Origin of the sequence: Bacillus sp. JJ1532, assembly GCF_036965085.1 — a bacterium.
In the GTDB taxonomy this organism is placed as follows: Bacteria; Bacillota; Bacilli; order Bacillales; family Cytobacillaceae; genus Cytobacillus.
Genome location: NZ_JBALOW010000022.1, coordinates 102428 through 115070 on the forward strand (window position 1 = coordinate 102428; position 12643 = coordinate 115070).

Here is a 12643-nt window from a genome sequence, read left to right on the forward strand (position 1 = left end):
TCAGAAATACTGCCCTGAAGGTCGTTATAAACACTTCTTAACCACCCTTCGTTCTTGAAAAACTCCTCCCACGGTCGTTATGAACGATCTACACTAACTTTAGTTTTGGATACCTGTTGTTTTGCCAGACCACTCACTCATGCCTGGGACAACATTGAATACTTTTGTAAAACCCTTCTCAGAGAGTTTTTGTGCAGCAAAGTCACTGCGATTTCCGGTACGGCATACAACATAAATTTCATTTTCCAGTTGTAGCTCACCCATACGTTCATCCAATTCACCTAGCGAGATAGAGATTGCTTGAGGAATATGATTAAAGACAAATTCCGCTGATTCTCTTACATCTAGTACAACTATGCTCTCATCTCCTCCAAGCTTTTGTTCAAGCTCCTCATTAGATACAACATCTGGATGTTTTCTTTCAACAGATTCCTCTCCATCTGACTTTCTTAAGTAATGCTTTAGTACCACCCCTTCCTCTATCGTTCCTAAATAATGGTGACCCGAGCTTTTAGCCCAAGCTTGAATATCCGCTTTCGATCCTTTGTCTGTTGCTTGGACCTCAAGAACCTGGCCTTCTTCAAGATTCGTCATAGCCTTCTTTGTTTTCACAATTGGCATCGGGCAAGCAAGACCCTTAGCATCTAGTACCACGTCTGTTTTAATTGATTTCATCATTAAACCTCCCGTTTTTACCCATAGGGGTATTGTTTTGTGTAAAAAAATTATTCCATTTCGCCTTCCCAATCAAGCATTCCGCCTACCATATTGATAACTTTAAAGCCATAGCGTTCAAGCAGCTGGCAAGCACGTCCGCTTCTTCCTCCTGAACGGCAAACTATGATGTATTCCTTCGATTTATCAAGTTCATGCATACGGAACTCAAGTAATCCCAATGGAATATGCTGTGCTCCCGGAATTTTCCCTGCAGCTACCTCATCCACTTCGCGTACATCAATAAGATTTAGCGGCTGAGCCTCCATTATTAATTCTTTCACTTCATTTGCAGTTAGCTGTTTCATTACATTCACTCCTCGTATCTTTAGATAAACAGGTTCACATTTCCATTTTCTGCATCAGCAAGATATGCTGCAACACCGGCATATTCAACATTATCGAGCAGTTCTTCTTCCACTAGCCCAAGCAAATCCATTGTCATTGTACATGCAACAAGCTTAACATCTAATTCTTGAGCCATTTCAATCAGCTGTGGCAATGTCATGGCATTATGCTTCTTAATTACATCCTTAATCATTTTAGGCCCAAATCCGGCAAAATTCATTTTCGATAAGCCCATTTTATCAGCGCCTTTAGGCATCATTTTTGCAAACATCTTCTCGATAAAGCCTTTCTTAATCATCCTATCTTCATCTGTTCGCAGGGCATTTAATCCCCAAAACGTATGGAAAATAGTTACTTCATGATCGTATGCCGCAGCACCATTTGCAATAATATAAGCAGCCATAGCTTTATCGTAATCCCCGCTGAACAGGATAATATTTGTTGATTTTTTCTGAGTCATTGTAATCCTCCTAATTTTTTTACCCTTACCCCTATGGGTATAATGTTAATGAAAATAAAAAAGAGTGTCAACCCTTTTTTAATCTATCTGCTTTTTACAAGCAGATTTACTGCTTCCTTAACTAATTCTTCTGTATTTCCCTCACCATTTTCTTCTGCATTTCTCACACATTCTACTAAATTTGAACTAACGATGACCCCAATTGTACGATCAATCGCAGATCTAGCAGCAGAGAGTTGTGTAATTACATCCTTACAGTCTTTTTCCTCTTCCATCATCTTTAGAATTCCCCGCAGCTGTCCTTCAATGCGCTTAACCCTATTTTTCATTTGATCATTGAAATCCATGATTATTCTCCTTTCTAATAATCTTTGCAAGGGCAATCTGTTAATGTATACCCTGCAATTGTATACCCTCTTTTTCTTAAAAAGCGGATACTCATGTTTCTTTCCAAATAATCTGATGCGATCACATGAATGGTTTTACTGGATATATCAGAATAATGCCTCTTCATATATGCGTATGGAATATTAATAGCTCCTGAAACAGGATCTTTATATGATTGATTATAATCTCTAACATCAACAATTTCTATTGAATCTGCAGGATGGCTGAGTGACTCCGTACACTTAACATTTCCAACTGGGCAGTATCTTATATACAAAGCCCCAATAATGATGCTGAATGATAGTATAAATAAAATGACCATTTGAATCACCCTTGTTTAATTTTTTAATGACTAGCCTTATCTTATACCCCTATAGGTATAATGTCAACAATTAAAAAGAATCCAGCTTATACAAAGTTGGATTCTCTTCCTATCTTCAATCACTATACAAAATGAACAAGACTAAATAATAAAATAAGCTAATACAGATAGAATAATAGACGTAATCCCCATCGCAATTAATGGCTTTAGTGCTTTCGTACGCAGATCGCGAAGGCTGACATTTAGCCCTAGTCCGACCATCGCTGCTGTTAAGCACCAAGTTGTCAGAGTCGCTACTCCATTCATAAATCCATCTGAAACCGGAATTTTCGGGCCAAGTATATAGCTTCCAATTACGCTCATAATGATAAAACCAATTAAGAACCATGGGAATTCAATTTTCGCGTTATTATCACCCGTGTTTTTTTTCCTCATCAAATACATGAAAACAAAACAGAGAGGAACGAGCAAGAATACCCTGCCGAGTTTTGCCAACAGCCCAATTGCCAGTGCATCCTGGCCGCCAGGTGCTGCTGCCATTGCAACGTGTGCAATTTCATGCAGACTAATGCCGGACCAAATGCCATATTCTACATCTGTCAAAGGCAGAATCGGACGCAGGATGGTATAAATAATCGCAAAAATCGTACCAACTAGTGCGATTATTCCTACGCCAATTGCTGTTTCTTCATCCTTCGATTTAATAATCGGCGCGATTGCAGCAATGGCAGCGGCTCCACATACCCCCGTCCCTACCCCGACAAGAAGGGAGATGTTTTTATCCGCTTTCATTAAACGAGCGAGCCAAACTGTTAAGAGAATCGCAAAAATAATGACACCTGCATCTCGTATGAGCAAGCCTAAACCATCACTTAGCACGGTTCCAATATTTAGCTTGAGCCCATATAAAATAATGGCAAAACGTAATAATTTCTTTGATGAAAATTTAATTCCTGCACGAAAAAACTCTGGATACCCCAATAAATTTCGATACAAAACAGCAATTACAATTGCCGATGCTAGCTGCCCAACATGATCAAATCCAGGTGCCTTTGCTAATAAAAAGCCTAAAAAGGCAATTAGAAATGTAAAAGCGATGCCGCCTGCCCATTTTCCCAACGGGGCTGGTTTTTTTTCTGGCTGAATTGGCTCCTTACTAGTTGTAAGTGCTCTTGCGTGTGCTCCCATATTCTCACCACCAAAATATCATCTGTTCATTCAGCATAATACTTTTTTTACAATAAGAAAAATAATAATTTATAATAGTGATGATAAGTAAATTCATATAGTAAATGGGTGGTGTGAAGATGGATCAGCAGTTAGCAGTTTTTGTGATGGTCGCGGAAAAGCAGAATTTCTCTCGTGCAGCGGAAGAATTACATATGACACAGCCAGCAGTCAGTCAATATATTCAAGCATTAGAACGAACAATGGGAACGATTCTTTTAGAGCGCAGCAATAAATATGTCCGCTTAAATAAAGCAGGGGAAATTGTTTACCATCATGCTAAGGAAATTATCGGGCTCTATTCAAAAATGAACTTTCTTATTGATGATTTAACGAATAAACCGAGTGGGGCACTTTCAATCGGAGCAAGCTATTCTTACGGTGAGTATATCTTGCCTCACTTGATTGCAAAAATGCAAAAAAAGTACCCTCTGATCAACCCTTCTATTACGATTGGGAATACGAAGGAAATTGCTGAATTGGTACTTGGACACCAATTAGATATTGGGATTGTAGAAGGGGAATACAAAAATAACCACTTGGTCGTAGAGCCATTTGCTGTAGATACGATGAGCATTGTAGCTTCTCCTCATAATAGACTGGCACAAATGGAGGGAGAAATATTCCTTTCTATTTTAGAAAATGAAACGTGGATTTGCCGAGAAATCGGTTCAGGTACGAGAGAAGCCGCAGAAAAAATGTTTTCTAAATATGGGATAACTCCTAAAAAACTCTTGGAATTTGGCAGTACACAAATAATCAAGGAATCGGTTGAAGCTGGTTTAGGCATTAGCTTATTATCTGATTGGACGATTCGAAAGGAAGTTTCTCTTGGGACATTAAAAGTATTAAAGGTGAAGGACCTTTCCATTACTCGTGACTTTTCAACTGTGTTAAGTTCTCCCTTTGAGACAAAAGCATTGAAGGTTTTCCTGGAAATTATTAAACAGAATACGAAAATAAAATAGAAAAGTTTTAAAGGACATACAACTAGTGATTTCTTGTCTCTATATCCTTTAACAGTGATTTAAAGTACATACATTGGATGATTTCTTGATTCTATGTCCTTTAACCGGATTGTTTTGGTGATGTTCTGTTGTGAATCTATCTTTTTGTTCTATAATAAAAGAGAGGTGAGCAGCTTGGCACGGGAACGGAAATTTTCGATTGATGAACTTTTTAGAACAACGAAGGAGTTATTGCTTCTTCATGGATATGAAGGGTTTACCTTTAGTCTTTTAGCAGATCGCCTAGAGATTTCTAGAGGCACATTGTATAAATACTACGATAATAAAGAAGAGCTAATTACCGATTACATGCTCGATGAAATGGAAAAGTTTCTTCTAAAGCTGCAGAAGATTACGGAATTCGATGGCTTTGAAGCCCAATTCAATGAACTCCTCGCGCTTATTTTTGAGCATTCGGAAATCCATCAAATTATTATCATTGCACTGCAGATACCAGCAAATATATCTAAAAAAGTAACATTAAATAAAGCAAAACTGGATGTACAGCATCTTGATATGTATAAACATTTACAAAATTTTATTGATTTAGGGAGAGCAGAAAAAATATTAAAGCCTCAAATTCCGGACGGTCTTATCCTAGGCTTTATTTTTCAAACCATTGCAATTCCGAATCACACAAGAGTACCCGCTGAGGAATGGGTGAGCTCGATTAAAGAAATTATTTGTCACGGAATGTTTACAAAAAACAATTGACACTACTGTCACCTTTAAAAGATAATATTGGTGACAATAGCGTCTTTTATTTTTCATTAAAGTGACAGTTGTGTCACTAACTTAAAAAGAAAGGGTTGTATAAATGAAAACCTTCCTGCATTTCATTACCGACCGAGTCACAACAAGAAAAGGCATGTGGATCACCCTTGCCATATGGCTTGTATTGACAATGGGCTTAGCTCTATTTGCTCCTAGCGCAAAAGATTACCAGGTTTCTTCTATCGATACACTGCCAAAGGATGCACAATCGGTTATTGCCCAAAATAAATTGGACACATATTTTAAAGACAATGATGGTCTGCCTGCTATATTAGTCTTTCAATCTAAGGATGGGGAAATTGAATATCAGCAACTTGCTGATCTTTTTGACAGGATTGCTGGGGAAAATATTAAAGGTGTACAGCAAGTTATTCCTTTATCCTCCATCCCTCCACAAGCAGCGGGCGGATTTTTCTCGGATGATAAACAGACAGCTGTTGTTCCGTTAATATTCGATTCTTCGTTTGAAATTAAAGAAATTAAACAATCGAAGGAAAAAATCGAGAAGCTTGTTAAAGATCATTCAGATTTAACCTTATATGTCACAGGCCCTGCTGGTATTGGAATTGATACGCTGGATTTATTCTCAAGGGCCGATGTCGTGCTTATTTTATCAACAGTGGGATTAATTTTAGTTCTTTTGGTTATTATTTATCGTTCTCCATTGCTGGCTCTAATTCCGCTTCTTGCAGCCGCCTTCGTCTATGAAGTGGTCATGCAAACGCTTGGATTAATGGGTGCAGCCGGGCTCATTATGAGTAATCAAACACTTTCTATTATGACCATCCTTTTATTCGCGGCAGTTATTGATTATTCCCTTTTCGTATTTTCAAGATACCGTGAAGAGTTAAAGAACTTTGAAAGTAAATATGATGCAATGCAAGCGGCAATGCGTGAAACTGGGATGCCTGTTTTCTTTTCAGGGGGAACGGTGTTAGCTGCCATGCTCGTACTATTCTTTGCTCAATTCGGAGATTACAAAAATTTCGCTCCGACCTTTGGAACAACGATGGTCATTATTATGCTCGCATCCGTTACGCTCATTCCAGCGTTATTTACACTTTTCGGAAGGAAATCATTTTGGCCGAAGATTCCTCGTGTCGGAGAGACCTTCATTCCAAAGCATTCCTTTTGGAGCCGGACTGGACGATTTGTTGTCCAAAAACCAGGTCTTTCTGTTGCCGTCATTGGGATCGTTCTCCTTGTTTCAGCAAGCAATATGTTCAATATGCAATACGAATTTGACACAATGAAGTCCTTCCCAGACGATATGCCATCAAGGGTGGGCTATGATATTCTTGAGGAAAACTTCCATAAGGGAGATCTCGCGCCTACCACTGTGTTATTTGAGTCACCCGACATCGTAGCAGACGAGCAGCAGGAGGCATTGAAAAAAGCGTTAGAAGATCAGCCGTTAGTTAATAATGTCCGTATAAATGGAATATCAGATAACCAAAAGGTAATTAATTATAGCCTAACTTTCGACGAAAGCCCGTATGCTATTGAAACAATGGACGCCTTAGAGAAAATTAGAGACGATGCTAAAGAAATTGTGGCGAATAGCCAAATGACAGGAAACCTTTATTTTGCTGGGGAAACGGCATCAAAAGTTGATGAGCGTGCCATTAATGATCGAGATTTGATCGTTATTGTAGTTTTAGAAACAATACTCATCTTTGGCTTGCTTATCCTTTTAACTAAATCAGTTAAAATGCCCATTTATATGATGGGGACCATCTTAATCTCCTTCCTGGCTGCTTTAGGTTTAGGAATGTTTCTAACCAATCTTTTCTTTGATATTCATACAATAAGTGACCGTGTTCCACTATACTCCTTTGTTTTCTTAGTCGCGCTCGGAATCGATTACAATATTATTCTAATCTCAAGGTATCAAGAGGAAAGACGAAAGCATTCCGTGAAGGAAGCAGTTGAAATAGCCGTTGCGAATACTGGCGGCGTCATATCTTCAGCTGGTATTATTTTAGCGGCAACCTTTGCCGTCCTAATGACTCAGCCGGTTGAATTATTATTTGTCTTTGGATTTATTGTCGCTGTCGGCATTTTATTAGATACGTTTTTAATCAGAGGTATATTACTTCCTGGGCTTATTGTTTTATTTGAAAAAGAAAAAGCAAGTAAAAGTAAAGCAAATTAATTCTTCAAAGCCGGTATCGACAGCTGAAAGCAGATGCCGGCTTTCTATATGCCAATTTTTTCACATTAAAATTCATAGGAATTTCATCGTCCTTTGTGCGGAAAATAAAATGTAAATACATAGGACGGAGCTAACTAATGAAAAAATGGTGGGTTCTTTCGTTTTATTTAGTGATCTTAATAATCGGTTTTTTAAATAAAGATTTGATTTTTGCATGGATTCAAAAGAGTGACCCAAATGACCTCCCCCTCATGTTTTTCCTATCTGTATTGACAGCAGCCATCCCGTTTATTCCCTTTACCTTATTTGCAGGTTTAATGGGAGCAAAATATGGGGTGCTGATTGGTACATTAATCAATTGGACTGGTGGATTTTTAGCAGCTATCCTCTATTTTTTCTTAGCACGTATCTTCTTTCGAAGCCATTTCAGTCATTATTTAGAGCGAATTAATAGAATTCAAAGATTTCAGCATATGCTTGAGAAAAATGCTTTTATCGCCATCCTCCTTGTTCGGCTGTCGGCTATTTTGCCTCCGCCAGTTGTTAATATTTATACAGGAGTGAGCAATATTTCCTTTGGCACTTACTTTACTGCCACTGCATTTGGGCTCATGCCACCCATGTTTATGGTCGCCTTCAGCGGGAAACAAATTTTCTCATCGATCCTGTTTCTTTCAATCGGATTATGTATTTACGTATTATTTTTACTTTGCATTTTTTTAGTTTATAGGTATTGGTCTATGCAGACGTCCAAACTAAATTAGATCATCAAGCTATCCTTTAACCCCTATTATATGGGAAATTCCGCCATGGTGCTGCTGCCATCAATTGCATGTAATAATGGCGATATTTTTCCTGTATAATTTGGGATATGGAAGGAGTGATTTAATTTTGATGATTGTACTTTTCGCTGTATTGGCGGGTTTTCTTTATTACCTTCTAAAAATGGCTAATAGAAACACGAAAGATATCGTGATTAATAAAGTTAAAGTTCATAATGAATCAACAAATAGACATGCTCCAAAGCTAAATATTCTTCATCTATCTGACCTGCATCTTGAAAATATTTCAATTTCCCCTGACGAGCTTTATGTAAAGTTGAAAGCTGAATCCATTGATCTCATTGCTCTTACTGGAGATTTCCTCGACCGTAAACGTACGATTCCTAAGCTAGTGCCTTATTTAAAAATTCTTAATCAATTACAACCTAAACATGGCATTTATGCTGTATTGGGGAACCATGACTATGTTCTGCGGAATCAAAACTTGCAAGCATTATTAGATACACTCGAAACCTATAACTGCACAGTATTGAAAAATGAAAATGATGTAATCATGGTTGATGGGTGTCCAGTCAATATTATTGGCATTGATGACTTTAGTACAAAGCGAAGTGACCTTGATGTCTCATACAAAGGAATTAAGCAAGGGACAAATTTAGTTTTAACCCATGACCCTAATATTGTTTTGCATATGAAGAAATACCATTTTGATTATTTGTTAGCCGGTCATTTCCATGGAGGGCAAATTTGCTATCCGAAAGCCTATCATCTTGTGAAAATGGGGAAGCTCGCAAGGATGAATATTACAAAAGGATTTCATACCCAGGATGGAAAGCCTTATTATATTAGCGAGGGGCTTGGTCAAACTGGCGTGAATATCCGTGTCGGAAGCCGACCAGAAATAACGTTTCATGAGTTAACCTTAGCTGCAAACGATAGAAGGGCTGCAGCGGCTATATAAGAAAAAAGCTGTTCTTTTATAACAGCTTTTTCTTATTCCTTCATTAATTTCTATACATTTCGGATAGTTTGTTTGTGGACATAAATAAGTAATTTGGCTTTCGATTTTTTAGAGACTCCCAGGAGGTATGTTTGTTGGATAGAAGCTCTATCGGGAAAAAGGCAAACCATTTAAACCATTTATAAACGGGGCTGTATATATCTACAATCTCAAAACCGAGCCGTTCACAGCCTTTATTCAGCATCGTAATGCCGACGATCCCTTTAACCATATATGCTTGACGGCATTCCCGAATATAAATCTCCACCTCAGGAAGAGATTTTTGGACATATTGATAAATAAATTTCGCTTTTTTCAAATCACTCTTTATGTCTTTTAGTTCTATTAATAACTTGGCATTGTGGAGATGAATTTTGACTAGCGTGTCATTTTTATTGATTCGAGTTCCGTCAGATAGGACCACATTTCTCCCTTTGTATTTTGTTATTCGAATCCTGAAAATATTGCTTTTTGCCCCTTCACACGGAAGTAAGGTAAGGCGTGAAAAGAAATAATAAATCGGATCAAACCAATTCCAAATCGAAAGAACATATCCTCTCATACTTCCTGTCTCTCCTTCATCTGTTTCCTTTTCCCACTTATTTTTCTTCGATAAGTCAAATATTATTTGTGGAAAAATATCGCTAGAAGAGACAAGAAATCAAGGGACAAATTCTGTAACTCCTGTTTGTTCATCCTTAATAATACCGATTCCGCCTATTACTTCTATTTGCGCACCAAATGATTGAAAAAAGTCCCCTGCCACAGCTATTCTCTGTGCATTTATAAACTGTTCTCTATCTAGCGCTGACAATTCTTTTGTAACCCCTAATGCTTCTAACAATTGTCCAATAGCTTGCACCCATAAACCAAACAGGAGCTTTTTCTCCGGCTCTGAATCATGTTTGTCGTCTGATATACTAAATAGCTTCGATACCAAAATGGCTTTACTAAATGCTGCCGTAGCTTGAAACCAAACGACTGCCTCTATTTGCTCTTCCAGCTGAAGCTTTAAGCTCTCAATATCTGCATTTGTTTGCTTTTCCGTTTTTGTTTGATTTTCGGTTTTTTTTTGCTTTTCCGCTTTTGTTTGATTTTCTGCTTTTGTGTTTTTACCGGTCATCTTTATCAACTCCATTACATCAACGGGCTTACATCATTACTATTCGAACTGATGTGTTTTCGTGAGTAACAGCAAAGGCGTATTATTTATAAAAAAAGACTTTTAATTGGCTGCTCTTATCTATGGTTGCTAATAATACATCGTTAAGCTCAACATTATGATTCGTTTTCAAGGCAGATAGGAGCCAGCTTTCATCTTTGCCCATTTGCTGCAATGGCAACTTTTCAATATTCCCTTCCTTCACAACCGTTCTTGGAAAATCAAACGGCTCCGTTATGATATTCAAATCACCCCGAGTAACCGTTTGAAAGTTGGGACTTACGAAAAAAGAGATGGTTCCATCAGGCTCCCATAAAGCGAGTGCTACTTTTTTTACATCCTCAATTTTTTCTTTTCTGGCTTCAGATAAAATATAGTCTACTGAAACTCTTGCTTTCGTTAAGTTTTTATAAATGAATTGTCCGTTTTTAATCAAGGGAAATGGGTTAGGCAAAACAAATTTTCTTAGCTTTTTTGATTTTAATACTAAGAAAACGCTTGATACATATAAAATGACAAGTGTACTCATCGAAATCATTGACCCTTTTAAGCCCAATCGTTCATCTGACAGAGGGTGAGCTATGATATTACCAAAGACTACAGCAATAGCAAAATCGAGCAAATTTAGCTGAGAAATAGATCGCTGCCCCATTAGTTTTGCAATAATAATCATAAAAAAATAGATTACAACAGCTCTTAAAATCCATTGCATGGCAGTAAGTGTTTCTTGACCATAAAAAAAGTCCATATGAACTTCTCCCTCCGGACATCTTCGGTATGTACATATTGATAACATGCCCGAAAAGCACAAGGCTGATCACTTCTTTAGTAATCAGTTCCTTCTAGCTATCACTTTAATTATTCAATTTCACCGATGAAAATGTCCATCATCCAGTTTATTAAGAACACTTTAGTAAACGAATGAAATCCAGTATTTTAAGCCCATACTAATATGAATGTTTATTTAATGTTCAGTAAAAACTCCTTAGAGGTGATTCACATCATGCCAATGCTTAAACTGGATAACGATGTTAATCTTTATTATTCAATTAACGGAAAAGGAACTCCTATTGTTTTTATTCATCCCCCAGTCATCACTTCCGTAAATTTTACATATCAAATGGAGGAACTATCTAAACATTTTCAAATCATCACTTTTGATATTCGGGGCCATGGGCTGAGTGATTTTTCCAAATCCCCCCTTACATACCCGCTTATTGCAAAAGATATTCAAGCTTTATTAGATCATTTGCAAATTGAGAAAGCCTATATATGCGGATATTCTTCTGGTGGTTCGATTGTTCTGGAATATTTGCTGACTTTTCCTGATCGAGCATTAGGCGGAATATTGGTTAGCGGTATGCCCGATGTGAATGATGAATATTTAAGAAAACGGATTTCTATGGCCATTAAACTAGCAGAGGCTGGGGCGAAAAAGGTATTAGCTTGGACGATTTCCATTGGCAATGCCAACACCAAAGAATTATTCAAAATCATGTTCTCTGAGGCTTGCAAAGGGGACATCAGAAATATGGAGCAATATTTTCGTTATAGCTTGCAATATAATTGTACAAACCGGCTCGAGGAAATTCCGCATCCAATTTTACTCGTTTATGGCAATAAAGATAAACCCTTTCATCAATATGCCCAGCTTCTGCATGAAAAATTGCCGAACAATGTAATACTGTTTATTGAAGAAAATCATCGTATTCCTACAAAGGCAGCTAAGGAGCTAAATGAATGTATCAAGCAGTTTTGTCTCTCACACCATCCAAATCCAGACGGAAACTCGTAAAAAAAACACCAATCAGCTGAACTGAACTGTAACCTATAAAGTGGACAGTATAAAAAAGCCCTATTATTAAGCAGCTAACAGATGACTCCGGTATTGTGCCGGAGTCATTTTCTTTAGGCCCCATTGATATCTTCTGTTATTGTATTCATCTATGTACCCAGAGATTAACTCCTTTAGTTCATAAAATGCTTGGCATTTAGAATACTCAACCTCGTCCTTGAGATGCCCAAAGAATGATTCCATAGGTGCGTTATCCCAACAATTTCCCTTTCGTGACATGGATTGTGTCAGTTTCATTTCCTTAACTCTCTTTTGGTACTCAGGATGAGTATAATGCACTCCCTGATCCGAATGAAGGATGGCTTCAGGGTGGATAAGGTCTCCAATGGAGTCAGAGAGCTTGTCCAAAGTATCATAGACAATCTCCATTCTCAAGGTTTTGGATAAGTGATAAGCTAAAATTTCTCGTGTTGAAGCATCCTTCACGCAGAATAGGTAGGCTGGTTTGCC

The 12643-nt window shown here is 37.7% G+C and carries 16 protein-coding genes; 6 read left to right on the forward strand and 10 right to left on the reverse strand.

Annotation, left to right across the window (positions count from 1 at the left end):
* Positions 1-99 precede the first annotated feature (99 nt).
* The 6 genes from V7122_RS10055 to V7122_RS10080 all read right to left on the reverse strand — a co-directional run bounded on the left by V7122_RS10055 (position 100) and on the right by V7122_RS10080 (position 3419).
* Positions 100-675: a sulfurtransferase TusA family protein gene (locus V7122_RS10055; protein ID WP_335526516.1), complete on the reverse strand. Its 576-nt coding sequence runs from the start codon at positions 673-675 to the stop codon at positions 100-102.
* 50 nt (positions 676-725) lie between these two features.
* Positions 726-1022: a rhodanese-like domain-containing protein gene (locus V7122_RS10060; protein ID WP_335344584.1), complete on the reverse strand. Its 297-nt coding sequence runs from the start codon at positions 1020-1022 to the stop codon at positions 726-728.
* A 20-nt stretch (positions 1023-1042) separates the two neighbouring features.
* The gene (locus V7122_RS10065) at positions 1043-1522 is read right to left on the reverse strand and encodes a DsrE/DsrF/DrsH-like family protein (protein WP_335489511.1); all 480 of its coding nucleotides are present in this window, start codon (positions 1520-1522) and stop codon (positions 1043-1045) included.
* An 83-nt stretch (positions 1523-1605) separates the two neighbouring features.
* Positions 1606-1869: a metal-sensitive transcriptional regulator gene (locus V7122_RS10070; RefSeq protein ID WP_335344582.1), complete on the reverse strand. Its 264-nt coding sequence runs from the start codon at positions 1867-1869 to the stop codon at positions 1606-1608.
* Between the two features lie 14 nt (positions 1870-1883).
* A complete protein-coding gene (locus V7122_RS10075) occupies positions 1884-2231 on the reverse strand; it encodes a hypothetical protein (protein ID WP_335344581.1) in 348 nt (115 codons plus the stop codon).
* A 141-nt stretch (positions 2232-2372) separates the two neighbouring features.
* The gene (locus V7122_RS10080) at positions 2373-3419 is read right to left on the reverse strand and encodes a YeiH family protein (RefSeq protein ID WP_335526518.1); all 1047 of its coding nucleotides are present in this window, start codon (positions 3417-3419) and stop codon (positions 2373-2375) included.
* Between the two features lie 119 nt (positions 3420-3538).
* On the opposite strand from V7122_RS10080, the gene V7122_RS10085 reads away from it, so the two are divergent.
* The 5 genes from V7122_RS10085 (at position 3539) to V7122_RS10105 (ending at position 9137) form a co-directional block, all read left to right on the forward strand.
* The gene (locus V7122_RS10085; RefSeq protein ID WP_335526519.1) at positions 3539-4426 is read left to right on the forward strand and encodes a LysR family transcriptional regulator; all 888 of its coding nucleotides are present in this window, start codon (positions 3539-3541) and stop codon (positions 4424-4426) included.
* 165 nt (positions 4427-4591) lie between these two features.
* Entirely contained in the window at positions 4592-5179 is a 588-nt protein-coding gene (locus V7122_RS10090) for a TetR/AcrR family transcriptional regulator (protein WP_335526536.1), read from the forward strand.
* A 103-nt stretch (positions 5180-5282) separates the two neighbouring features.
* Positions 5283-7394 carry an MMPL family transporter gene (locus tag V7122_RS10095; RefSeq protein ID WP_335526521.1) on the forward strand — a complete coding sequence of 704 codons (2112 nt, stop codon included), beginning with the start codon at positions 5283-5285 and terminating at the stop codon, positions 7392-7394.
* Between the two features lie 137 nt (positions 7395-7531).
* Positions 7532-8158, forward strand: coding sequence for a TVP38/TMEM64 family protein (locus V7122_RS10100; protein WP_335526523.1), 627 nt, complete (start codon positions 7532-7534; stop codon positions 8156-8158).
* Between the two features lie 127 nt (positions 8159-8285).
* The gene (locus tag V7122_RS10105) at positions 8286-9137 is read left to right on the forward strand and encodes a metallophosphoesterase (RefSeq protein ID WP_335526525.1); all 852 of its coding nucleotides are present in this window, start codon (positions 8286-8288) and stop codon (positions 9135-9137) included.
* 43 nt (positions 9138-9180) lie between these two features.
* On the opposite strand, the gene V7122_RS10110 is transcribed toward V7122_RS10105, so the two are convergent.
* From V7122_RS10110 to V7122_RS10120, 3 genes are all read right to left on the reverse strand, one after another.
* Entirely contained in the window at positions 9181-9738 is a 558-nt protein-coding gene (locus tag V7122_RS10110) for a YkoP family protein (RefSeq protein WP_335526527.1), read from the reverse strand.
* A 99-nt stretch (positions 9739-9837) separates the two neighbouring features.
* Positions 9838-10299, reverse strand: coding sequence for a hypothetical protein (locus tag V7122_RS10115; protein WP_335344309.1), 462 nt, complete (start codon positions 10297-10299; stop codon positions 9838-9840).
* 82 nt (positions 10300-10381) lie between these two features.
* A complete protein-coding gene (locus V7122_RS10120; protein WP_335526529.1) occupies positions 10382-11086 on the reverse strand; it encodes a DUF421 domain-containing protein in 705 nt (234 codons plus the stop codon).
* Positions 11087-11341: 255 nt separating this feature from the next.
* On the opposite strand from V7122_RS10120, the gene V7122_RS10125 reads away from it, so the two are divergent.
* Positions 11342-12133, forward strand: a complete 792-nt coding sequence (locus V7122_RS10125) for an alpha/beta fold hydrolase (RefSeq protein WP_335526530.1) — start codon at positions 11342-11344, stop codon at positions 12131-12133.
* 66 nt (positions 12134-12199) lie between these two features.
* On the opposite strand, the gene V7122_RS10130 is transcribed toward V7122_RS10125, so the two are convergent.
* A partial coding sequence (locus V7122_RS10130; RefSeq protein WP_335526531.1) for an IS3 family transposase occupies positions 12200-12643 on the reverse strand: 444 nt, incomplete at its 5' end.